This is a genomic window from Raineya orbicola, assembly GCF_002843425.1.
In the GTDB taxonomy this organism is placed as follows: Bacteria; Bacteroidota; Bacteroidia; order Cytophagales; family Thermonemataceae; genus Raineya; species Raineya orbicola.
In genome coordinates this window covers 1-24,053 of sequence record NZ_NKXO01000006.1, presented here as the reverse complement: position 1 = coordinate 24,053, position 24,053 = coordinate 1, and the positions used below count along the sequence as shown (strand labels likewise).

At 37.6% G+C, this 24,053-nt stretch carries 24 protein-coding genes; 15 read left to right on the top strand and 9 right to left on the bottom strand.

The genetic code is table 11. The features are described from left to right. From Rain11_RS02605 to Rain11_RS02580, 6 genes are all read right to left on the bottom strand, one after another. A complete protein-coding gene (locus Rain11_RS02605) occupies positions 1-1,017 on the bottom strand; it encodes a carboxypeptidase-like regulatory domain-containing protein (RefSeq protein ID WP_133121475.1) in 1,017 nt (338 codons plus the stop codon). Positions 1,018-1,025: 8 nt separating this feature from the next. Further along, complete coding sequence (locus tag Rain11_RS02600; RefSeq protein ID WP_243390531.1) at positions 1,026-1,652, bottom strand: RNA polymerase sigma factor; 627 nt, start codon at positions 1,650-1,652, stop codon at positions 1,026-1,028. A 12-nt stretch (positions 1,653-1,664) separates the two neighbouring features. After that, positions 1,665-2,531, bottom strand: a complete 867-nt coding sequence (locus tag Rain11_RS02595) for a YitT family protein (RefSeq protein ID WP_101357820.1) — start codon at positions 2,529-2,531, stop codon at positions 1,665-1,667. 112 nt (positions 2,532-2,643) lie between these two features. Continuing rightward, positions 2,644-3,594, bottom strand: coding sequence for an acetyl-CoA carboxylase carboxyltransferase subunit alpha (locus tag Rain11_RS02590; protein ID WP_207764410.1), 951 nt, complete (start codon positions 3,592-3,594; stop codon positions 2,644-2,646). A gap of 11 nt (positions 3,595-3,605) precedes the next feature. After that, positions 3,606-4,001, bottom strand: coding sequence for an HIT family protein (locus Rain11_RS02585; protein ID WP_101357771.1), 396 nt, complete (start codon positions 3,999-4,001; stop codon positions 3,606-3,608). Positions 4,002-4,179: 178 nt separating this feature from the next. Then, on the bottom strand, positions 4,180-4,809 hold the full coding sequence (locus tag Rain11_RS02580; RefSeq protein ID WP_101357770.1) for an outer membrane beta-barrel protein: 630 nt from the start codon (positions 4,807-4,809) through the stop codon (positions 4,180-4,182). A 130-nt stretch (positions 4,810-4,939) separates the two neighbouring features. Here Rain11_RS02580 and Rain11_RS02575 point away from each other — a divergent pair, with 130 nt between their 5' ends. Genes Rain11_RS02575 through Rain11_RS02560 form a run of 4 tightly spaced genes read left to right on the top strand, consistent with a single transcriptional unit; the run spans position 4,940 to position 8,982 of the window. Then, positions 4,940-6,187: an aminotransferase class I/II-fold pyridoxal phosphate-dependent enzyme gene (locus Rain11_RS02575; RefSeq protein ID WP_101357818.1), complete on the top strand. Its 1,248-nt coding sequence runs from the start codon at positions 4,940-4,942 to the stop codon at positions 6,185-6,187. 49 nt (positions 6,188-6,236) lie between these two features. After that, positions 6,237-7,577 (top strand): tetratricopeptide repeat protein, encoded by a 1,341-nt coding sequence (locus Rain11_RS02570; protein WP_101357769.1) that lies wholly within the window; start codon positions 6,237-6,239, stop codon positions 7,575-7,577. After that, entirely contained in the window at positions 7,577-8,491 is a 915-nt protein-coding gene (gene fmt, locus Rain11_RS02565; protein WP_101357768.1) for a methionyl-tRNA formyltransferase, read from the top strand. The genes Rain11_RS02570 and fmt overlap by 1 nt, the downstream gene beginning before the upstream one ends. Continuing rightward, positions 8,479-8,982: a dihydrofolate reductase gene (locus tag Rain11_RS02560; RefSeq protein WP_101357767.1), complete on the top strand. Its 504-nt coding sequence runs from the start codon at positions 8,479-8,481 to the stop codon at positions 8,980-8,982. Before fmt ends, Rain11_RS02560 begins: the two co-directional genes overlap by 13 nt. Positions 8,983-9,317: 335 nt before the next feature. Here Rain11_RS02560 and Rain11_RS02555 read toward each other — a convergent pair whose 3' ends face one another. Next, positions 9,318-9,842 (bottom strand): HNH endonuclease, encoded by a 525-nt coding sequence (locus Rain11_RS02555; protein ID WP_101357766.1) that lies wholly within the window; start codon positions 9,840-9,842, stop codon positions 9,318-9,320. Between the two features lie 223 nt (positions 9,843-10,065). Here Rain11_RS02555 and Rain11_RS02550 point away from each other — a divergent pair, with 223 nt between their 5' ends. The 6 genes from Rain11_RS02550 to nth all read left to right on the top strand — a co-directional run bounded on the left by Rain11_RS02550 (position 10,066) and on the right by nth (position 14,397). Next, positions 10,066-10,779, top strand: coding sequence for a superoxide dismutase (locus Rain11_RS02550; RefSeq protein ID WP_101357765.1), 714 nt, complete (start codon positions 10,066-10,068; stop codon positions 10,777-10,779). A 12-nt stretch (positions 10,780-10,791) separates the two neighbouring features. Next, positions 10,792-11,178, top strand: coding sequence for a response regulator (locus tag Rain11_RS02545; protein ID WP_101357764.1), 387 nt, complete (start codon positions 10,792-10,794; stop codon positions 11,176-11,178). An 85-nt stretch (positions 11,179-11,263) separates the two neighbouring features. Then, entirely contained in the window at positions 11,264-12,430 is a 1,167-nt protein-coding gene (locus Rain11_RS02540) for a DNA polymerase III subunit gamma/tau (protein WP_101357763.1), read from the top strand. 170 nt (positions 12,431-12,600) lie between these two features. Next, on the top strand, positions 12,601-12,954 hold the full coding sequence (locus tag Rain11_RS02535; RefSeq protein ID WP_101357762.1) for a hypothetical protein: 354 nt from the start codon (positions 12,601-12,603) through the stop codon (positions 12,952-12,954). A gap of 63 nt (positions 12,955-13,017) precedes the next feature. Beyond that, entirely contained in the window at positions 13,018-13,728 is a 711-nt protein-coding gene (locus tag Rain11_RS02530; protein ID WP_243390530.1) for a low molecular weight phosphatase family protein, read from the top strand. A gap of 3 nt (positions 13,729-13,731) precedes the next feature. After that, positions 13,732-14,397 (top strand): endonuclease III, encoded by a 666-nt coding sequence (gene nth, locus Rain11_RS02525; protein WP_101357760.1) that lies wholly within the window; start codon positions 13,732-13,734, stop codon positions 14,395-14,397. A 1-nt stretch (position 14,398) separates the two neighbouring features. Here nth and Rain11_RS02520 read toward each other — a convergent pair whose 3' ends face one another. Continuing rightward, positions 14,399-14,998 (bottom strand): riboflavin synthase, encoded by a 600-nt coding sequence (locus Rain11_RS02520; RefSeq protein WP_101357759.1) that lies wholly within the window; start codon positions 14,996-14,998, stop codon positions 14,399-14,401. Positions 14,999-15,062: 64 nt separating this feature from the next. On the opposite strand from Rain11_RS02520, the gene Rain11_RS02515 reads away from it, so the two are divergent. Further along, positions 15,063-16,430, top strand: a complete 1,368-nt coding sequence (locus Rain11_RS02515; RefSeq protein ID WP_101357758.1) for an NAD-dependent succinate-semialdehyde dehydrogenase — start codon at positions 15,063-15,065, stop codon at positions 16,428-16,430. Then, on the top strand, positions 16,427-16,876 hold the full coding sequence (locus tag Rain11_RS02510; RefSeq protein WP_101357757.1) for a hypothetical protein: 450 nt from the start codon (positions 16,427-16,429) through the stop codon (positions 16,874-16,876). Before Rain11_RS02515 ends, Rain11_RS02510 begins: the two co-directional genes overlap by 4 nt. On the opposite strand, the gene Rain11_RS02505 is transcribed toward Rain11_RS02510, so the two are convergent. After that, positions 16,873-19,554, bottom strand: a complete 2,682-nt coding sequence (locus tag Rain11_RS02505) for a valine--tRNA ligase (protein ID WP_101357817.1) — start codon at positions 19,552-19,554, stop codon at positions 16,873-16,875. The two genes, Rain11_RS02510 and Rain11_RS02505, sit on opposite strands and share 4 nt — an antisense overlap. A 161-nt stretch (positions 19,555-19,715) precedes the next feature. Between Rain11_RS02505 and pheS the strand changes: the two genes are divergently transcribed. From pheS to Rain11_RS02490, 3 genes are all read left to right on the top strand, one after another. Continuing rightward, a complete protein-coding gene (pheS, locus tag Rain11_RS02500; RefSeq protein ID WP_101357816.1) occupies positions 19,716-20,735 on the top strand; it encodes a phenylalanine--tRNA ligase subunit alpha in 1,020 nt (339 codons plus the stop codon). Beyond that, positions 20,732-21,808, top strand: coding sequence for a tyrosine-type recombinase/integrase (locus tag Rain11_RS02495; RefSeq protein ID WP_101357756.1), 1,077 nt, complete (start codon positions 20,732-20,734; stop codon positions 21,806-21,808). The genes pheS and Rain11_RS02495 overlap by 4 nt, the downstream gene beginning before the upstream one ends. A gap of 214 nt (positions 21,809-22,022) precedes the next feature. Continuing rightward, the gene (locus Rain11_RS02490; protein WP_101357755.1) at positions 22,023-23,780 is read left to right on the top strand and encodes an AIPR family protein; all 1,758 of its coding nucleotides are present in this window, start codon (positions 22,023-22,025) and stop codon (positions 23,778-23,780) included. Positions 23,781-24,053 lie beyond the last annotated feature (273 nt).

The following is a 24,053-nucleotide window of genomic DNA, read 5'->3' as shown; positions in this document are numbered from 1 at the left end:
TTATTTTTCAGGTTTTAGGTAAAAGGTTTTAAGGGACAAGTTCTGAATTTCTACTTGTAGAGATTTGTAGCCTTCTTTTTGCAAATGTAAAATATTTTTCTCATTCAAAGGGACTTGCAAAGAAAAATTACCTTCTGCATCTGTTTTTATTTGAATGTTAGGAGATTTATCTAAAAAAACGATTACCCCTTGCAAAGGCTTGCCCGTAGTAGCCTCTAAGACTTTGGCTTGCCAAATTTCTGATGAATTCAGTCCTTCATCTTGTTGGATATTCAAAGCACGATTTTCTTTATATGCTCTCAATTTCTGTGGGCGAACTGCCTGCTTTTTATCGCTTGTTTCTTGCTTGTCTTTTTTATCATCTCTTGCTATTAGAGTAGATTGTAATTCTTCCGCCTCTTTATTTTCTTGTTTTTGAGGAATGTTTTTCTCTGCATCTTGTAAAGTTTCAGCATCAGTTTTTGGTTGTGTTTCAGGTTTGGTTTCTTTGATTTCGGGCAAAGGCTCTGCTTTTGCTCCTTCTATGTAATTTTCCCTTCTTGCAGATTGGTTTTCTTGAATATCGTAAGATTTATTCTTGTTTGTTTCCGTTTTCTGTACAGAATTCTGTTTCTCATCATAACTACTTTGTTTTTCCGTATTTTGTGGCGTGAAGGCTTTCTCTGTCTGATAGGCTTGTGTTTCATTTTTCTGCAATGCGATAGGAGTTTCCATACTCATTTCTTGTGAAAGCCACACAATAATACCCAAAATTCCGAGTAAAACAGCTACCGAAGCGGCAATAGCTTGCCAAGAAAGGGGTTTTTTGCGGTATTGAGGTAATTTTCGCCTAATTTCTGCTGCATCAGTTTCAAAGGCAGTTTTATCAATATTTTGCAATCCCTCAAAGGCTTCTTGTTCAAAAGGGTTTTCTGCAAGAAACTGCTCAAAATCTGCTTTTTCTTGCTCATTAAAGCCTTTTTGCCAAAACTGCTCTAATTTTTTTTCAAAATCGTTATGTATTTTCTTTTTATTCATTGATTTTCTCACAAAATATTCCAAAAAAATACAATCCAAATGTACTGAAAGCCATTTTTTTCCATAAAAATTCGCAAGTTTCTTTTACCATTCTGTATGTAACTTTTTACTTTGCTCATTTCGTAGCCTGTTTGCTCACAAATTTCTTGATAGCTCTTTTTTTCTAAATAAAATAATCTAATACAAACTTTTTGCTCATCAGAAAGCACCTCCAAACCTTTTTCCAAAAGTTGTAAAGCGTTTTCGTTACTTTCTTGTTCTTCATCAATAAGATGCCCCCAAGCGGATTTTTCCATACTTTCATCATCACTATCTAACCAAAATTCTTGTAAAAAGATTTGATTTTTCTTGCGAAGTGCCATCAAACACTCATTCCGAGCCAGTACATAAAGCCAAGATTTGAAATGAGTAACTTTATTTTGCAGAATTTTTTGGGCGAGCTTTTCAAAAATCTGCATTACCATATCTTTGGCTTGCTCACGCTCTTTGAAATATTTAAGGCACAGACCATATACGAGGGTCATATAACGTTCATACAAGATGCCAAGTAAGTTCATATCTTGCTTTTGGCGAAACTCTGCCAAAAGTGCTTCATCAGAAAGGTCTTGATATTTTTTAGTTTTCAAAAAAAGCACCTTACAAAGTTTTTAATGTTTATGAGGTCTTTTTTTAATCATTCCGCCACGCGTATCTTTGATGCTATGCATAATAATAAAGGCTTCGGGGTCAATTTGTTCTACTTCCGATTGCAAGCGAGCCACTTCCAAACGTGTAATCACCGTAAAAATCACGTCAATAGGAGCAGGGGGCGTATTGTTGGGCGTGTAGCCTCTTTTGCCTTGATAAATGGTTACGCCTCTGCCCATTTTGTGAATTATCATAAAACGTACTTCCTCACTATGTTGTGAAATTATCGTAACCCCTGTGTATTCCTCAATGCCTTCCAGAACAAAATCCACGGTGCGTGAAGCGGCAAGGTATGTAAGAATAGCGTACAGAGCTGTTTCAATGGAAAGAAGATAAGCGGCAACTGAGAAAATAATGATATTGAAAATCAGGATAACATCTCCGACGGTAAGCCCCGTTTTTTTACTTAAATATATTGCTAAAACCTCTGTTCCGTCTAAAACAGCCCCACCTCTCACGGCTAAACCAATGCCTCCCCCTAAAAAAAAGCCCCCAAAAGCCGCTACAAGCAACTTATCGGAAGTAATTGTAGGATAAGGGAAAAAAGCCACTGCAAAAGCCAGCCCTATAATGGCAAGCACACTGCTAATGGTAAAACTTTTGCCAATTTGCTTTAAGCTCAAAACCAGAAAAGGAATATTGATAAGAATGAGCAAAATAGGCAAAGAAAGGGGGGTAAATTTGGCTGTCAGCATAGAAATTCCTGTAACTCCCCCATCAATGAACTGATTAGGAAGCAGAAAACCTTTCAGACCAAAGCCCGCCGAAATAATTCCCAAACCAATGAGTAGTATTTTCTTGATGAAGTTTGCAAAACGAGTTTTCATTACTGAATTGGGTTGCACTCAAAATTACAAGATTATTTTGTTTTTTGCTAAAAATAAAGGCTTCGCTTAATAACGAAGCCCTGATTTCCGAAAAAAAAGTTCTGCGAAAGTCTTATTCTACTACTACGCCCATTTTACAGAATTTTTCAATACGTTGTTCGATGCGTTTTTCAGGGTCAATTTTTTCAAGTTTTTTAATATTTTCTAAAATCACTTTTTTTAGCGTAGCATACATTTTTTGGGGGTTGGTATGAGCTCCCCCCAAAGGCTCTTCAATAATACCATCTATGAGCTTATGCTTGAGCATATCCGAAGCTGTAAGGCTTAATGCTTCGGCGGCTTGCTCTTTGTAATCCCAACTACGCCAAAGAATAGAACTACAACTTTCAGGTGAAATTACCGAATACCACGTATTTTCCAACATTAGCACCTTGTCGCCAATGCCAATACCCAAAGCTCCCCCCGAAGCACCTTCGCCAATAATGATACAAATTACAGGAACATTCAGCATCATCATTTCTTTTAAGTTTCGGGCAATGGCTTCACCTTGTCCTCGCTCTTCGGCTTCAATACCCGGAAAAGCACCGGGCGTATCAATGAAAGTAACTATCGGTTTTTTGAACTTTTCAGCGAGTTTCATCAGGCGTAAGGCTTTGCGATAACCTTCGGGGTTAGGCATACCAAAGTTTCGGTACTGACGTTGTTTGGTGTTTCTGCCCTTTTGTTGCCCAATGAACATTATAGTCTGCTCACCAATTCTGCCAAACCCTCCAATCATCGCTTTATCATCGCCTACGTTTCGGTCGCCGTGTAGTTCTATGAACTCTTCGCACATATTTTCAATGTAATCCAAAGAATAGGGACGTTCGGGGTGGCGAGAAAGTTGCACGCGTTGCCAACGTGTAAGATTTTGATAGGTTTCTTTTTTTAAGTTGATGAGTTGCTCTTCTACTGCCGCAATCGCCGAACTCAAATCTACCTTGCTATTTTCGGCAAGTTGTTTCATTTCTAATATTTTAGCTTCCAATTCGGCAATAGGTTGTTCAAAATCTAATAGTACCATAATTTTTGGGTTTAATTGTTCCAAAACTTGCGAATAGTTTCTGCTACTTGGGCAAGTTCTTCTTGTGAAACGGCTCTTTTGTTGGCAAAATTCATATCTGCCATACTATTGATAGGAATAAGATGTACGTGTGCGTGAGGAACTTCCAAGCCCACTACTGCTACGCCAATTCTTTCGCAGGGTACAGCTTTCTGAATAGCTAAAGCTACTTTTTTGGCAAAAATGTGCAAACCCGCAAGGGTTTCATCGTCCAAATCAAAAATATAGTCAATTTCTTTTTTAGGGATTACAAGTGTATGTCCTTTGGCAACAGGAAATATATCCAAAAATGCCAAATAGTGTTCGCTTTCAGCAATTTTGTGGCAAGGAATTTCACCTGCTACGATTTTACTAAAAATAGAAGCCATTTATCAATATTTTTAGGTAATAAAAAAGTAGTACTACTTATATTTGTTATACTTAAAGTTTTTTGAAAAAACAGAATAAGCTTTTTTAGTGATGAGAGTTGTTTTGTAAAAAAATAGACACTTGCGAATTTGAACTATCAATAACAATCAAATTTGCTTAATAGTAAAATGAGGTTATTTACTTTCCTCCGAAGAAATAACCCAAAGCAAGTGCAAATGTAGAATTTCTATAAACGTAGCTGCTATTTGTATTCCCTCTTGGGTCAATATTTGCTATGCCAATACCATACTGCAAATTTAGCTGAATATTATTGTATTCTATACCAGCTCCGATATTTATGCCATAATCAATAGGTCTTATATCATCAGTGTTATGCTGCCCCCATTTAATAGGCTCAGTTATACTCCCACCGCCTGACTTATGTTTTATATTTCCCCCAATACCCGCAGCAACATAAGGACCCAGAAGGAAATTTACTCCTACACCTTCTATATCTGTTATTTTATACAATAAGTTCAAAGGCAATTCCAAATACAAGGGATTGATAGTAGCTGTTCCGATAAAACTAGATGATTTGCTACCTTTTGAACTTAATAGTAAAGTAGGTTGAAAAAACATTTTATCTCCCAAGCCTACATTAACCGCTCCTCCTATGTGAAAACCTACTTTTACATCGGAGCCGAACGCCGCTCCAATTTTTGGACTCATATTAGCAAAATTCAGACCTGCTCTCAGACCCAATCGAGTTTGAGCTTTGCTTGCAAAAACTAATAATATCAGAGCGAATAATAAATTTATTTTTTGCATAATGTTATTATTTTATTTGCAATTGCAAATATAAAAAGCGAAAAGACAAAAACAAAATTTTGCATAAAAGAATGATTTGTGCAAAATTTTTGTAATTTTGCGTGGTTTTTCACTAAAAATTTTTACTGCTGTGGATTTATTTGAACGTTTGCTGAAAGATAGAGGACCTCTTGGGCAACATTCCAAAGAGGCTCACGGGTATTTTACGTTTCCTAAATTAGAAGGCGAAATAGCTCCAAGAATGAAATTCAGAGGCAAAGAAGTGCTTACTTGGAGCTTAAACAACTATCTGGGGCTTGCCAATCACCCCGAAGTACGTAAAGCCGATGCCGAATCTGCCGCTAAATGGGGGCTTGCTTATCCTATGGGGGCAAGAATGATGTCGGGCAACTCGGATTTACACGAAGAACTGGAAAAACGTCTTGCCAAATTTGTAGGCAAAGAAGATGTAGTTTTGCTCAATTATGGTTATCAGGGTATTATGTCGGCAATTGACGCCCTAATGACTCGCCACGACGTAATTGTTTATGATTCACTTTCTCACGCTTGTATCATTGATGGAGTACGTTTGCACTTGGGTAAGCGTTTCGTTTATCCTCATAACGATATGGAGTCTTTGGAAAAGCAACTCCAAAGAGCAACTCGTATCATTGAGCAAACAGGTGGCTCTATTTTGGTAATTACCGAGGGAGTTTTCGGAATGGAAGGTACTACGGGTAATTTGAAAGAAATTGTTGCCCTCAAAAAGAAATATGAGTTCCGCCTAATGGTTGATGATGCCCACGGCTTTGGTACAATGGGCAAAACAGGTGCAGGTACAGGCGAGCATCAAGGCGTACAAGACGGCATTGATATTTATTTTTCTACTTTTGCCAAATCTATGGCAAGTATTGGGGCATTTTTAGCCGCCGATGCCCAAGTTTGCGATTTCCTTCGCTATAATATGCGTTCGCAAATTTTTGCCAAAACCTTGCCTATGGTGCTTGTAGAAGGTGCTTTGAAACGTTTGGAACTCTTACAAACCCGCCCCGAATTGCGTGAAAACCTATGGAAAATTGTCAATGCACTTCAAAATGGTTTGAAAGAAAAAGGCTTTAATATTGGCAGAACAGTTTCACCTGTTACGCCTGTATTTTTCCAAGGTGGCAAAGGGGAAGCCACTAAAATGGCAATGGATTTGCGGGAAAATTACAATATTTTCTGCTCTGTGGTAGCTTATCCTGTTATTCCCAAAGACAGAATAATGCTTCGTCTGATACCAACGGCGGTACATACCTTGAAAGATGTGGCTGAAACTATTGCCGCTTTCGAAGAAGTAGTAGTAAAGCTCAAAGATGGGGCTTACGCAGGTGATACAATTGCCGTTCCAATGGTTTAGTCTATTTTATAGCCCTCTCTATTTGTGAGAGGGCTTAAAAGATGTTTTTATGGCAAAACGCTTAATCATCACTTTATTCCAGTTTATTGTTTTTTCGCTTGAGGCTCAAAATCTATCTAAAATTGATAGCCTCCAAAATATTTTGCCCAATGCTACTCCTCCCAATCAAGTTCAAATCTTGCTCCAACTCAACGATGAACTTTTAGGTTTTGATACAGAAAAATCTATCAAATACGCACAAGAGGCTTTACTGAAAGCTCAAAATATTCAAGATAAAGTTTTATTAGCCTCCGCTCATACTTCTTTAGCAAATGCCTATTTACAAAGAAGTGAAAACAAAGATATTCAAGAGGCTTACAAAAATTACACACAGGCTCTCAATTTACTTGAAAAAAATAGCTCAAGCGAGGCGGAAAAAGCCAAGGCAAAAGTTTTGAGTGGTTTGGCAAATGTCTATTTTCAGTGGGGTGAATACAAAGAGGCTTCCCTGCTCAACTTGGAATCACTCAAACTTCGTGAAAAATATCAAGACGACTACGGCAAAGCTCGCTGTTACAATACCGCAGGTATTATTTATGATGCCCTCGGCGACTATAAGCAAGCTGTTGTAGAATACACCAAAGCCTTGAATATTTACGAAAAACTCAAAAAAATGCGTGAAATTGCAGGGGTTTTAGATAATTTGGCTTCTTCGCTCAAATTGCAATTACAAACCTCTGAAAATGCCTCACCTGATTTCTCTCAGATTATTGACTACTACAATCGTTCTCTGAAAATTAGTGAGGATTTGCAAGACCATTTGGCTATTTCAAGAACATTAAACAACTTAGGAATTTTGGCTCAAAGCCAAAAAGATTATGAAAAAGCACAAAAATATTATGAAAAATCTTTGGAAAGTGCCGTGCTTTGCAAAGAAAAACAGGGGCTTGCCAATACCTATGCCAATTTAGCACGCCTTTATGGCGAAAAAGAACAATGGAACGATGCTTTACGCTTTTATGAAAAAGCCTTAGAAATCGCTGATGAAGCACAAGCCAAACAGGAGCTATTTCTTATTTTTAGGGAACGCTCTAAAATTTATGCCCAAAAAGGTGATTTTCAAAATGCTTATACTGATTTACTTGCCTCTAATGTTTTAGAAAAACAACTCAATGATTTAGAAAACTTGCGAGTAATCAATAATCTCACAAGCAAATATGAAGTTGAAAAATATAAAAAAGAAATTGAAAAATTGCGTTACGAGGCTATTATAAGCGAGCAAGAAAATCAAATTTTTTGGGGATTTGCAGGCTTTATTATATTTTTAGCAGCGGTTTCAGCGTTTTTCTATTACAGACAATCCCAATTAAAAGAGAAATTGAACCAAGCTAACAAAGCTAAGCTATCTTGATGAAAATTGTTTTTATGGGAACACCCGAATTTGCTGTTCCCTCGCTTAAAATTTTGGTAGAAAATCAGTATCACATTGTAGGAGTTATTACTGCACCCGATAAACCCGCAGGTAGAGGTAAGCAGTTGCAAATGTCAGAAGTAAAGCAATATGCTTTAAGCCAAAATTTACCCATTTTGCAACCTACCAACCTAAAAAGTCCTGAATTTATTCAAGAGCTTAAAAATTTGCAGGCAGATTTGCAGGTAGTAGTAGCTTTTCGAATGCTCCCCGAGGCAGTGTGGGCAATGCCTCCTTTGGGAACTTTTAATTTACACGCTTCTCTGCTTCCTAAATACCGAGGTGCCGCTCCCATCAATTGGGCTATCATTAACGGAGAAACAGAAACAGGTATTACCACTTTTTTTCTCAAACACGAAATAGATACAGGCAACATCATTTTTCAGGAAAAAGAGCCTATCTATTTTGAAGACAATGCAGGTTCTCTTTATGAACGGCTGATGTACAAAGGAGCAAAATTAGTGCTTAAAACTGTACAAGCGATTGAACAAGGTAGCGAACAAACTTTTGAACAAACAGGCGAAGCAAGCCACGCTCCAAAAATTTTTAGAGAAACTTGCCAGATTGATTGGAACAAACCAGCTTTGCAGTTGTACAATTTTATCAGAGGGCTTGCTCCTTACCCCGCCGCTTGGACTTGGCTGAAAGAAAAAAACTGCAAAATTTTCAAAATCAACCCAAAAGTGTTAGATTGGCAACATCAAGCCGATATAGGTTCTTTTAGCGTTCAAGGAAACAAACTTGCCTTTATGAGCCGTGAGGGTTGGGTAGAAATAATAGAACTTCAGCTAGAAGGAAAAAAACGTATGAATACACAAGAATTTCTTAATGGCTTTCGCGAATGGTTAGTCTGATTGTAGCGGCTTCGGAAAATAACGTCATCGGTAAAGATGGGAAACTTCCTTGGCGTTTGAAAGATGATATGCAGTTTTTCAAAAAACTGACTACCTCTCACGTGCTTATTATGGGAAGGAAAACTTTTGAATCTTTGCCCAAAGTACTTCCTAATCGCGTGCATATCATTGTTTCGCGTGATAAAAACTATGATGTTGCTGATGAAAATTGTTATGTTATCAACATTTTAGATGAAGCCATTGATTTTGCAAGAACTTTTTTAGGTAAACAAATTTTTATTATCGGCGGAGGTTCTATTTACGAACAGGCTATCAAAAAGAAAGCTGTCAATAAAATTTATCTCACGCGTGTAAAAGCGTACATAGAAGGCGATGCCTTTTTCCCTGAAATTTCTCCCAAAGATTGGAAAGAAGTAACGCGTACCTCTTTTCCCCAAAATGAAAACAATGAATTCCCTTTTGATATTATTGAATACGAAAGAGTTGGATAGAATAATTCTTTCAGTTCTCTGATAAAAGTTAAACGTGAGTTATGCTGAGAACTCTTTGTAAAGTATAATTTTGTTGTAGTCGGTTGTAGCGGTTGTTAATAGCAGGTTCTTTGTCTAAAAAAGGTATAAGCGACCATACCTGCCCACAGGTTCATCAGGATTACAAATATAACTCTTTTGACAGTTGCTCTAAACTTTTTCTATAAGTATTTCAAGCTCAAATAGTTAAGCTCATACTCACGTTATACAAAAATATCATACAATCTTTACCACAACCAAATTTTCAAGGTAAAAAGCTCTATCACATACAAATAAAAAAAAGTGAGGTTTTTGCCTCACTCATTCCATACGGTTTCATCTTTATTTTTTTTACCTAAAAACATTTCCCATTCTTTTTCAATTTTGCCCGAAAAATCACGCAAAAACATTATGAACGAAGGTTTGATAGGCTTTCGTTTCAAAGGCATTCCTGCTTCTTCGGGGGTAAGGTCGCCTTTTTTAGAATTACAAGTTTTGCAAGCTGTAACAAGATTTGTCCAAGAAGATTTCCCTCCTCTTGAGCGTGGAAGCACGTGGTCTAATGTTAAATCGGCTGTTGCACCACAATACTGGCACTCGTGCCCATCGCGACGAAAAATATTCTGACGGCTCAAAATTACACCCTTGTAAGGCAAACTCACGTACTTGTGCAAGCGTATTACAGAAGGACGTGGAAAGGTACGCGTTACGGTTCGGATTTCTCCCTCGGAAGAAACCGATACAATGTCAGCCTTGTTCAAATATACAAGGATAAAGGCTTTCTGCACGCTACAAATCGTAAGAGCAGAATAATCTTGATTCAGTATGAGTACCTTACCCATAGACGGTTAGATTTTCAAATGCAAATATAGCATTTTATTTGGATAAATTACTCAAAATCATAGCAAAAATTTTGCCGAAAGCGAATTTGTCAAATTTTTATTCAGTTCATTTTGCTTTTATTTATTACATCTTGTTTTGCAAACATTTGTCCTGTACTCAAAAGAAAAATTTGCAAGTACCTTAAAATTCTCTTACTTTTGTTAAGTGCAAAAGCATATCGTTATGCAACGAAGAACATTTTTACAAAACACCTTTCTTTTGGCAAGTGCAACCCTTTTCAAACCTGAATGGCTTTGGGCTGGTAGAGTTCAGGCTTTTGAACTACCTCCTTTACCTTACCCTTATGAGGCATTAGAGCCATATTTTGATACCCAAACTATGCAAATTCATCACACCAAGCACCACGCCACGTATGTAAAAAATCTCAATGAGGCGATTGCAGGTACTAAATTTGAAAAAATGAGCTTGGAAGAAATATTAGCAAATCTTACTGATAAAGATACGAAAATTCGCAACAACGCAGGTGGGCACTACAATCATTCACTTTTTTGGAAAATTCTTACTCCTAAGCAAAGTTCTCTCCAACCTACGGGCAAACTTGCCGAGGCTATCAATACTCAATTTGGTGGTTTTGAAAAATTCAAAGAGGCTTTCAGCGAAAAAGCAAAATCGCTGTTTGGTTCGGGCTGGACTTGGCTGGCTTATGAAAAAAAACAAGGTCTTTTCTTGGAAAATACACCAAATCAGGATAACTTGCTAATGAAAAAACTCTATAAATCACCTATCGCTAAAACTATTTTCGGTCTTGACGTCTGGGAACACGCCTATTACTTAAAGTATCAAAATCGCCGAGCAGATTACATTCAAGCTTTTTGGAATGTAGTAAATTGGGACGAGGTCAGCAAAAACTATGAAATAGCCCTACAAGCAAAATAAACGTTAGAATGTATGATAAAACCTAAGTTTTACATAGTTATTGATGATGATCGTATCAATAATATGGTGTGTGAGTCGGTGATAAAAAAATTACACGAGCAAAATCAAGTTATTTCATTTTTGCGTGCCGAAGACGCCTTGAACTATCTGAAAAACAATCTCAATCCCAAGCCCGATATTATTTTTCTAGATATCAATATGCCTGAGATGGACGGCTGGGAGTTTTTGGATAATTACCTCAAACTGAATGGGGGAAATAATGCTCAAATTTTTATGCTATCTTCTTCTATCAACCAAAGTGATTTTGACAAAGCCAAGAAATACGTACAAGTGTTAGATTATATTGTAAAGCCTTTTTCCAAAGATAAGCTTGTAAAAGCAATAGAGATGACTTCTTGACTTAAAATATAAAAATTTTCGTAAGTTTGAGGCAAATTTCTTTACAAAAAATCTTTGCACCCTCAAACTGCGTAGCATATAGAAAATGGAAAATTTTATCGTTTCGGCTCGTAAGTATCGTCCTGCAACATTTGCCAGTGTGGTAGGGCAAAGCCATATTACTACTACGCTCAAAAATGCAATTCTCAACGACCATTTAGCACAAGCTTTCTTATTTTGCGGACCCAGAGGCGTAGGAAAAACTACTTGTGCAAGAATTTTAGCTAAAACTATCAATTGCCACCATATTACCTCCGAAGGAGAAGCCTGTGGCGAGTGCGAATCTTGTGTTGCATTCCAGAACAATGCCTCTTTCAATATTCACGAATTAGATGCGGCTTCCAACAACTCTGTGGAAGATATTAGAAATTTAGTGGAGCAAGTTCGCTATCCGCCCCAGAATGGCAAATATAAAATTTATATCATAGATGAGGTGCATATGCTTAGCAATGCGGCTTTCAATGCTTTTCTGAAAACTTTGGAAGAACCTCCTCGCTATGCTATTTTTATTTTGGCTACTACCGAAAAACATAAAATTATCCCTACTATTCTTTCTCGCTGTCAGATTTATGATTTCAATCGTATTCAAATTTCTGACATTGCCAATCATTTGGCTTCTATTGCAGAAAAAGAGGGGATCAAAGCTGAACCGCAAGCACTGCATCTGATTGCCCAAAAAGCTGATGGAGGCTTACGCGATGCTCTTTCTATGTTTGATTTAATTGTAACTTTTTCTGCCGATAACACCATTACCTACCAAAAAACTATTGAAAACCTTCATATTCTTGACTACGACTATTATTTCCGCATTACAGATTGCCTTTGGCAAAATGACCTTTCACAAACTTTGCTTATTTTTGATGAAATTCTAAAAAAAGGTTTCGACGGGCATCTTTTCGTGATAGGACTCGCAGAACATTGGAGAAACCTGCTCGTAAGTAAAGATACCCAAACTATTGTCCTTCTGCAAACTGCTGATGAAATCAAAAAACGCTATGCCGAACAGGCAAAAAACCTGCCCCTTTCTTGGCTTATTTCTGCTATGAATGTTTTGCAACAAGTAGATATTCAATATAAAAATAGCAAAAACCCTAAACTCTTGGTTGAAATTGCTTTGATGAAAATTGCGTATCTGCAAAAAGCTATTGAACTTTCTCAAATAGTTCAAAATCAGAACTTTGCAGATGATAAAAAAAAAGTACCTACCCCTTAACCCCTTCTACACAGACCCAACCACAAGACTTCAAAAGTACGCTTCCTATCCCTACTATTGAAACAATTCAGAATCAGGTTATCTATAAAAATACAGCTACCGAGCAAAAAGCTGTAAGTATTGCCGAAAGCATTGAGGCTTTTTTAAAAAAGCCCATTAGCTTAGCCGAAATGCAAGAGGCTTGGCAAAAACTTATCCAAAAAGCAAAGCAAAGTGATGAATTTGACTCCACAGATAGAGTGATTCTGGAAAGAGAATTTACTTGGGAAAATAATATTTTACATTTAGTTTTAGAAAATAGCCTACAAGTAAGTGTTGTAAGGGAAAAAAAAGGGTTTTGGATAAAACTGTTACAAGGTTTTTTGCAAAATGCTACCAGTTTTGATATTCAAGCGAGTATAGCTCCCAAAGAGCAATTAGAAAATAAAATCATTTACACGAATCAAGATAAATGGTTGTTTTTAGCTCAAAAACATCAAATATTAGAGGATTTTAGAAAACGTTTTGGCTTAATTTTGGAGTAAAGATTTTTTAATTTGGCAGAGGCTTAGAATAAAATTAATTTGCAGGCTGAAATCTATTTTTTTATGAAAAAATTTCTGATTGTTGGCGTACTAATTTTTATTTGTATGAATTTGCAAGTGCTTGAATTTACCCCGCGTCTGCTTCCAGATGTAAAAAAATACCTTGATGAGCGAGCCAAAGAGTTTGAACAAATCCCACAAGAGAGGAAGAAAGAGCTCCAAGAAGTTGCTAGTTACATTATCAAGAAACAAAAGAAAAAAGAAAAAACCGAAGTTATTGTAATTTGTACGCATAATTCACGTAGAAGTCATTTTGGGCAAGTATGGCTACAAATAGGAGCGTACTACTATGGATTAGAAAAAATTAGCACTTTTTCAGGAGGAACAGAAGCTACGGCTTGTAATCCACGTACTGTGGCGGCATTGCAAAGGGTGGGGATAGAAATTAAAAGTATTTCGGCAAGTGATGATAAAAATCCAAAGTACGCCGCACGCTACGCCCAAAATCTTTCAGAAATGTATCTTTTTTCCAAAGAATATACCTCTACGGCAAATCCCCAACTTGGGTTTATGGCGATTTTGGTGTGTTCTTCTGCCAACGAGGTCTGTCCTATTGTGAAAGGTGCCGAACAAAGATTTTATATTCCATACGAAGACCCTAAAATTTCTGATAATACCCCCCAAGAAACTCAAACCTATGATGAACGTTGCAAACAAATTGCTCGTGAAATGCTTTATGTAATGTATTGCGTAAAAAAGGGTATAAAGAAGTAATCTATGACCAAAAAACAACGTTACAAGTATCTTTTAGACTATTTTACCCAACACTTTCCCGAGCCTGCTACTGAACTCCAATACAAAAACCCTTATCAGTTGCTTGTGGCGGTTATTCTTTCGGCACAATGTACAGATAAACGTGTGAATGCAGTTACACCTGCTCTATTTGAACGATTTCCAACCCCTCAAAGTCTTGCAGAAGCTACTTTTGAAGAGGTTTATCCTTACATTAAAAGTGTTTCATATCCTAATAACAAAACCAAACATCTCATCGCCGCCGCCAAGCGTATCGTAGAAGTCTATAAAGGCAAAATCCCCGAAACTATTGAGGAATTGCAAACTCTGCAAGGAGTAGGCAGAAAAACAGCCAACGTGATTGTTTCAGTAATTTACAATCAGCCTGCTATGGCAGTAGACACACACGTTTTTCGGGTTTCGCACAGATTAGGTTTAGTTGCGGCAAAAGCCAAAACTCCTTTGCAAGTAGAAAATGAACTTACTCAAAATATACCCGCAGAGCTTATTCCTAAAGCTCATCATTGGCTTATTTTACACGGCAGATACATCTGCACAGCACGCAAACCACTTTGTGAAAAATGTGATTTGAAGCCGATTTGTGCTTATTATGCAAAACAAAAATCGGTGGCACAAAAAGAAAACTCATAAGCTATTTTTTCCAATACACTTCGGCAAGCTTTTGTAGATACTTGCCGATTACATCAAATTCCAAATTTACTTTGTCACCTATTCGGAGCTGATGGAAATTTGTATGCTCATAAGTGTAAGGAATAATAGCCACTGAAAAGCGATTTTTTTGAGAATTAACAACCGTCAGACTTACACCATTAACAGCAATAGAGCCTTTTTCAATAGTGATATTAGTAGAATTGGGATTGTATTCAAAAGTAAAAAGCCAGCTACCTTGTTCATCTTGAATATCAATGCAAGTGCCTATTTCATCAACGTGTCCCTGAACAATATGCCCGTCAAGTCGCCCTCCCATTAGCATAGCCCTTTCTAAATTGATTTTATCACCTACTTTCCAAGCCTCTAAATTGGTTTTTCGTAAAGTTTCTTGAATGGCAGTTACTTGGTAAAGATTTTGATGATTGGTATATGTAACCGTGAGGCAAACGCCATTATGAGCAAGACTTTGGTCAATTTTGAGTTCTTGGGCAAGTGGCGTTTGCAAGGTAAAAATCAAATTTTCTTGGTCTTTTTCAATTTTTTCTACTACGGCAAGAGTTTCAATAATTCCAGTGAACATTCTTTGCGGGTTTTAGGAAAATTTTATAGCTTTCAGCAAAAAAACAAACGTAAAACACGCAAAAATGTTTGAAAGTCGCAACCCTTTCACACAAGAACTTTATTATAGTTTTTCGCCGCTCTCTGCCAAAGAATTAGAAATAAAACTATCCAAAGCAGACCTTGCTTTTCGTTTTTGGCAAAATATTGCCATAGAAAAACGAATAGCTTTGGTAAGCTACCTGAGTACCAAACTTCTGCAAAACAAAGAAAAATATGCCCAGCTGATTACCCAAGAAATGGGAAAAATCATTCGTGAGGCGAGAGCCGAAATAGAAAAATGTGCTTGGCTGTGTGAGTATTATGCCCAAAATGCAGAGAATTTTTTGGCTAACGAAATTGTCCAAACGGGGGCTTACAAAAGTTACATTAGCTATGAGCCTTTGGGGATAGTTTTGGGAATTATGCCTTGGAATTTTCCGTTTTGGCAGGTATTTCGTTTTGCGATTCCCACTTTGCTTGCGGGCAATGTAGTTTTGCTCAAACACGCCCCTAATGTGCCTATGTGTAGCATAGAATTGGAAAAACTTTTTAGGGAAGCAGGTTTTGAGGAGGGAGTGTTTCAGAATTTGATGATAGAAACTGATTTAGTGGAAAAAGTAATTGCTTTTCCTACGGTGCGAGCTATTACGCTTACAGGAAGCGAAAGATCAGGAAAATCCGTAGCAATGCTTGCAGGAAAATACCTAAAAAAGACCATTTTGGAGCTTGGTGGGAGCGATGCCTTTATTGTTTTGGAAGATGCGGATATTGAATTTGCCGCTCAAAATGCTTGCACAGCTCGTATGATTAACAACGGACAAAGTTGCATTGCGGCAAAAAGGTTTATTGTAGCCAAGCCTATTTTTCAGAAGTTTTTAGAATCTTTGGTGGAAAAGTTCAAAAATCTTCGGCATAGTAGCCCAAGACAAGAAAACGCCGATTATAGCTGTTTGGCAAGAGTGGATTTAGCAGAGAATTTGAGCAGACAATTGCAACAAAGTTTGAAGATAGGCAATAAACTCATTCACGGAAAAGTTGAAAATTTGGATACTTTTTTTACCCCTTCCATAGTAGAAGTATGGAATTACGATACGCCTGTTTGGCAAGAGGAATTGTTTGGACCAGTGGCGGCGGTAGCTTGGGCAAACGACGAAAAAACAGCTATTCAGCTGGCTAATATGACAAGCTATGGCTTGGGAGCTTCTATTTGGACAAAAGATTTAGAAAGAGCCGAAAACTTATGCAAACAATTAGAAGCAGGCAGTGTTTATGTGAATAGCATTGTAAAATCAATGCCTCAATTGCCTTTTGGGGGAGTTAAAAATTCGGGTTATGGTAGAGAGCTTTCAGTGGCGGGCATTCGCGAATTTACCAACATAAAAAGCATTCTGATAGAAAAACATCATCTATGACGCAACTTTTACGCAGGCTCTATAAAGAGGCTTCGGAAAATGAAAAGAAACTTAAAGATTTTGAGCAGGCTATTCAGCAAGAAAAAGTAAGCGAGGCTATCCGATACGCTTACAAAGGGGCTTTGCAGGCTCTTAAAGGCAAATATAGCTTTCTGCCTGCTGTAAAGCTCAACTTTTTTTGGGAAGCAAGCGGATATTTGCAGAAAGCCCTCGCCCAAGAGCCTGAAAATGTAGAAATTATTTTTTTGCGTTTCACCGTAGAATGTGGCGTTCCCTCACTAATGAGCTATGCGTTGCATTTGCAAGAAGACAGAAAAAAAATCGTAGAGCTTTTACCTGAAAGCCATTTGGAAGAGGATTTCAAGAAAGCCATAGCCGAGTACCTCATTCAATCAGGCAAATGTACTTTCGCAGAAAAAAAAGTTTTACAAGAAATCGCTGTTTAGCCTAATACTTCCTCCAAAGCTTTGATTTTAGCTTCTGCATCAGCAAGTTTTTTACGTTCATTCTCTACAATTTCAGGTTTGGCATTTGCGACAAATTTTTCATTGGAAAGTTTTTTCAGTACGCTTTCGCGAAAGCCTCTGTAATATTCTAAATCCTTTTTCACTTGCTCTAAATCTATTTCTACAGCTATTTGGGCAAAAAATTCCTCCGTTTTTACCAAAAACTTCACCGATTGATTAGGTTTTTCTTCTACAAAGCTAATCCGAGCCGTTGCTAACTTTTCAATTATCCTTTGCCATTTTTGTAAAATATTTTCATTTTCAGATTTTTTTATAGCAATCTCCAAGATTTCTTTTGGCGAAATTTGGTGAGCATTACGAACATTACGAATTTGCGTAACTGTCTCAAAGGCTAAATCAGCTTCTTTCAGAATATTTTTGTCAAAATTTTGGCTTTGAGGATAAGGAGCTACGCAAATGCTTTCTGCTTCTTGGCGTGGTTGAATATTTTGCCAAACCTCTTCGGTAATAAAAGGCATAAAAGGGTGTAAAATTCGCAAAAGGGTGTCAAAAAATGATATAGTTTTTTCATAAGTATTTGTTTCAATAGGCTTGCCATATTCGGGCTTGATAATTTCCAAATACCACGAGCAGAAATCGTCCCAAAAGAGTTTGTAAATGGTTTGCAGAGCCTCCGAAATGCGATATTTGGTAAAATGGTCTTCAATTTCAGTTAGGGCTTCGTTCAGGCGAGCTTCAAACCAAAAAGTAGCTACTTGATTACTTGAATTTTTCTTGTCAGAACTGCTTTCTACCTTCCAAGATTTAATGAGTCGGTAAGAGTTCCAAATTTTATTAGCAAAATTGCGTCCTTGCTCACAAAGTTTGGAATTATGCGAATCAGGGCTATTGAGGAAAGCCTCAATATCTTCTTTTTTCTGCGATTTGGGTACGGGCGTATCAAAAAGTAAATCATTGCCCGCCGCCGAGCTGAAAAGCACGCCAAAACGCACGCCATCGGCACTATACAATTCCATAAGTTTCAGAGCATCGGGGCTGTTTCCCAAAGATTTAGACATTTTTCTACCCAATTTATCACGAATAAGCCCTGTGAAATATACGTCTTTGAAGGGCTTTTCTCCACGAAACTCGTAGCCTGCCATAATCATTCTTGCCACCCAAAAGAAAATTATATCAAAACCTGTTACCAAAACATCTGTGGGGTAGTAGTAGCGAATATCCTCGTTTTGGGGGTCTTTGAAGCCATCAAACACAGAAATAGGCCACAGCCAAGAGCTAAACCAAGTATCCAGTACGTCCTCATCTTGATGCAAAACTACTTCTTTGGCATCGGGAAATAATTTTTGATATTCTTGCAGAGCCTCCTCATAAGTTTCAGCTACTACTACATTGCCTCTATTGTCATAGAAAGCAGGAATTTGCTGTCCCCACCAAAGCTGACGAGAAATGCACCAGTCTTTGGGATTTTCCATCCAACTGCGGTACATATTCTTGAACTTTTCGGGAAAAAAGCGAATGGTATCGTTCATTACGTTTTCGTAGGCGGGTTTGGCAATTTCGCTCATTTTGAGCCACCATTGCATAGAAAGTTTGGGTTCTATAACGGCTCCTGTACGTTCTGATGTTCCTACCTGATGTTTGTAATCCTCTATTTTTACAAGCAAGCCTGCTTCCTGCAAGTCTTTAATGATTTCTTTACGAACCCAAAATCTATCTTTCCCTACATATTTGGCAATACCAACGGCTTCAGACATTGTGCCGTCCTCGGCTATGGTATCAATAGCAGGTAAATTATGCTTCAAGCCTATTTCATAGTCGGCAATATCGTGTGCGGGGGTGATTTTGAGCGTTCCTGTGCCAAACTCCATATCTACGTACTCATCGGCAATGATAGGAACTTCTCTACCTACGAGGGGGACAATAGCCGTTTTGCCAATCAGATGCTTATATCGTTCGTCATTAGGATTTACGCAAACTGCTACATCACCGGGTATGGTTTCAGGACGAACCGTAGCTACCGTAATATACTCATCAGCAGTATTTTTCAGGGCATACTTTACATAAACCATTTTAGACTGCGTTTCCTTGAAAATCACTTCTTCATCGGAAAGAGCAGTTTTGCCCACAGGGTCCCAATTGACCATTCTCACGCCTCTGTAAATCCAGCCTTTGCGGTACAAATGCACAAAACTCTTGATAACAGCTCGCGAAAGTTCTTCTTCCATTGTAAAGCGAGTTCTGCTCCAATCGCAAGAACAGCCTAGTTTTTTGAGTTGTTCAAGGATTATTCCGCCGTATTTTTCTTTCCACTTAAAAGCATATTTCAAGAACTCTTCGCGTGTGAGGTCTTTCTTTTCAATGCCTTTTTCTTTGAGCATAGCCACTACTTTGGCTTCGGTGGCAATGGAAGCGTGGTCGGTACCGGGCACCCAACAGGCGTTTTTACCCTGCATTCTTGCTCTGCGAATTAGCACATCTTGAATGGTATTGTTGAGCATATGCCCCATATGCAGTACGCCTGTAACGTTAGGCGGTGGTATCACAATGGTGAAAGGCTCGCGGTTGTCGGGTTTGGAAGCAAAAAAGTTATGTTTTAGCCAATAGTTGTACCATTTTTGTTCAACTTGTTGGGGGTCGTATTTGGTAGAAATTTCCATAATTTTCAATTATCAAGCCATTTTCTTTGCAAAACTACAAAAATTTTGAGAGTTGCAGTTGGGTTTTTAGAATAGATTTTGGAAAAATTACGCTAAAAACATATCAAATTCTTTCCGAATTTCTTTACTTTGCCATTGATTTACCCCAAATTTATGCTGATATGAACGCTTTTGAACAAGTAAAACAAGTTTTAGCCGAAGTAGAAAGTTTTATTATTGAAAACCCAAAACAATTAGAGGAATTTCGTTTGCAGTTTTTAGCCAAAAAAGGGAAGATACCTGCTCTGATGGAGGAAATCAAAAATATTGCCCCCAATGAGCGAAAAAACTACGGAATGGCGGTAAATGAACTCAAACAGAAAGCCGAGAGTATTTTCAAAGAAAAACAAGAGCTTTTTGAAAATGCTGTTGTAGCTGTGCAAGCTCCTTTGGATTTGACTTTACCTGCTGAGCCTTATCAGCTTGGCTCTATGCATCCGCTTACGATTGTGAAAAATCGCATTGTAGAGATTTTTGAGCGTATGGGCTTTAATCAGTCGGAGGGGGGCGAGATTGAAGATGATTTCCATAATTTTACAGGGCTGAATTTTCCTGAAAATCACCCTGCACGCGAAATGCAAGATACTTTTTTCATAGAAAAAAATCCTGATATTCTTCTGCGTACGCATACCTCTTCGGTGCAGATACGTGTAATGCGTAGCCAAAAACCCCCTTTGCGGACTTTTTCTATTGGGCGTGTGTATCGGAATGAAGCTATTTCGGCAAGGGCTCATTGTATTTTTCATCAGGTTGAGGGGTTTTTCATTGATGAAAATGTAAGTTTTGTGGATTTGAAGCAGACGCTTTATCATTTTGTAAGAGAAATGTTTGGCAGAGAAACGCAGATACGTTTTCGTCCTTCTTTTTTCCCTTTTACCGAACCCAGTGCCGAAATTGATATTTCTTGCCTGATTTGTAAGGGTGAAGGTTGTAATGTCTGTAAGCATACGGGTTGGGTGGAAATTGGCGGCTCGGGAATGATACACCCCAATGTTTTTACAAATTGCGGCATTGATAATGAAAAATACACAGGTTTTGCTTTTGGAATGGGTTTGGAGCGTATCACTATGCTCAAATACCAAATCAAAGACCTACGACTTTTCACTGAAAACGATTTACGATTTTTAAGGCAATTTGTATGAGTAACATCACTTTTGAGTTGGGGGAGCATAAGGGTAGAAAGGTAATTTTTATTCGTTTCCCTTTTGATAAAGCTACCAATGAGTGGGTAAAAGCTCTTGCGGGTGCTAAATGGAGTAATACGAATAAGTGCTGGTATGTACTTGATAATGCTTTTTACAGAAAAAAATTTGACTTAGCCTTACCTGAGCAAATCCCTCAAACGAAGGCTTGGCATCAGCTCAGCGAAAGCAATCAAGAGGCTTTGAGGAAACTTGTAGAAACTTTGGAGCTCAAAGCATATAGCGTCTCGACGATTAAAACCTATCGTAATGAATTTGCACAATTACTTTATTTGCTGAAAGATTATGATGTAAACGACTTAGACTCTGAAAAATTGAAGAGCTATTTTTGGTATTGTATCAAATTTTTGAAACTTTCTGAAAGCACCTTGCATAGCCGTATCAATGCGGTAAAATTTTATTTTGAGCAAGTGCTGAATCGTCCTAAGATTTTTTGGGAAATTCCTCGTCCTAAAAAGCACCAAAATCTTCCCAAGGCTCTTTCGGCAAAAGATATTCAAAAAATATTTGAAGTAACCACCAATTTGAAGCACAACACGATTTTGAAACTGGTGTATGGAATGGGCTTACGAGTGAGCGAAATTGTTGGGCTTAAAATTACAGACATTGATAGTCAGAATATGCGAGTTTTGATTCAAAGAGCTAAGGGGAAAAAAGATAGATATGTCAATTTACCGCAAAGCATTTTAGAGCAATTAAGAGCTTACTGGCTTAGTTACAAACCCAAAATATACTTATTTGAGGGGCAGTATGGCGAGCAATATAGTATCAGGAGCGTGCAACAGATTTTTAAGAATGCTCTTAAAAAAGCTAACATCAAAAAAGAAGTAGGGATTCATAGTTTGCGTCATAGTTTTGCAACTCACCTTTTGGAGCAAGGAACAGACATTCGGTTTATACAGGAACTTTTAGGACATAAGGATATCAAAACAACACTGCTCTACACAAAAGTTAGCAATCAAGCGATACAGAAAATCAAAAGTCCTTTGGATACGCTTGAAAACAAAAAATAGCATTGCGTAATTAAATTGCTCAAATATTGCCCTACCTACCTGTAAAGAGTTCATTTCTTTGTTTCTTTCAGAGATAACTATTTGATTTTTATCGTAAAAAAATTTTTTTCATTTTTTTGGAGTTTTAAAAAAATAGTTATATTATTGCGTATATTTACAAGTTGGCGGTCATGCTAAAAAACGACACAGTAAACAATTAACAACGACATAATATATGTTTGAACAGATTAACGAAGAAATAAAAACACCCTACTATCAGGACAATTTCCCCAACAACGGACAAAGATTTATTGCTTGGTATTTGCGTAATGTTCACCTGCGAGACATGGTAGAAACCAGAGACGACATTACAGATGGTGCAGACGACAAACAAATAGATGCGATAGTAATTGATGATGATAAAAACACAATTTTCATTCTTCAAGGAAAGTTCATTGGTGGGACAGTGGTTGACGCTGAACCTTTGAGAGAAGTATTATCCTCATGGATACAACTACGTGACCTTGTTAGACTTCAAGAAGTTGGTAACAACAAACTGAAAAGAAAATTATCAGACGTTGCAAGAGCATTAGAAGACGACTATGAAATTGCCTTTGAATTAATAACCACAGGGGATTTAACGGCAGCAGCTAAAAATGACCTAGCGACCTTTCAACAACAGCTTGCGGACTTATCTGAGAAAGACGATTTAATCTGTTCTATTTCCGTCATAGACAGTGAAGAAATTAAAAGACGTTATGACCTTGCACTTGAAAAGGAAAATCCTTCTATAAACCATGTAATAGACCTTTCGGCAGGACACTTTATGTATGAAACATTAGCAAACACAAAAGTTGCTATTGGCGCACTACCGTTAAAAGAGTGCATAAAGATACCAGGTATAAAAGATGGAACTCTCTTTCAAAAAAACGTTAGGCAGAGTTTAGGACTAAGCAACACAGTAAATAAGGGTATTAGGCAAACCATTTATAGTGACAAACACAAAGACTTTTTCTTTTTCCATAATGGTATTACTGCCATATGTAACAGAATGGAAAAGAAAGATAATCAATTGAAACTACACGGACTTAGTGTTGTAAACGGTTGTCAATCTTTAAACACGATTTTGAGTTGCAGTGAAAAAGTCAAAACACTTGAAGACACTTACGTTCTTTTCCGTTTCTATGAAATTCCGCAGCGAGACAGAGCCGATAGAATAAGCATTAACACAAACTCTCAAAGCGCTGTAAAACCAAGAGATTTAAGAAGTAATGACAAGCGTGTTTTAAATATCAAAAAACAATTTGAGCAGAAATATCCACAAGGTTACTTTATTACTAAACGTGGTGAAGTTCCACCAGCCGACAAAGACAAATCTTATGTTCTTGACTTTTCAGACTTGGGTAAGTTCTTAATCGCTTGGCATTCACAAAGACCAAATATTTCATACAGTGAAACAAAAATATTTGACAAATACTTTGAGCAGCTTTTTAAAAGAGAATACAAACCTGAAAATGCTCAGGCGCTTAATTTCTTCTATCAAGAAATACTGAAAACATGGGGAAAAGAAAATCCACTTGGACTTAATGAAACTCTTTTAGCAATGAAAGCATATGCACCCTATCACCATTTATATGCGGTATCAATGTGCTTTTCAATATCAAATAACCAAGCTGAAAGAGTTCCATTTCCAATTAAGTGCTACGAAAAAGCAAAAGAAGCAGGCATGATTGGAGAAATAATTAAAATTGCTGGTGTGAGTCTAAATATGGCACTTGAAGCAGCAGCCAATGAACCGCAACCCCAAAACAGAGTTTTCAGCCCTCACAATTGGATTAAGGCAAAAAGTTGTTTAGCAGGTATAAATGGTGCGATAAGAAACTATTTCAGTATGCTTCCTCTTATGCCGGGTGGACAAGAAATAAAAAACCGACTGACAACAACTCTTGAATTAAATCCAGAAGATTTTGAATATAGATGGGCAGCAGACTAACATACAAAGAAGAAGCACGAACCGCCAACACGGGTTTTGCGTCAGGCGGGGTGACGTGCAAACTTGGAGCTTTGTGCTTCTATTTAAGTTCAGTGCTGGTTGACAGTTTTGTGCTCCGAAACCCGCCCGAACGCAAAGCCCGAAAACGTTATAGCCTATATTAAGATAAAACCAACAAGAATGAAAAAATACAGTTTTAAAGAGATATCAGTTTGTGAAATGTGCGGAGACCAAACAGCAAATCATAAAGTTTTGGGACAACGACTGAATAAA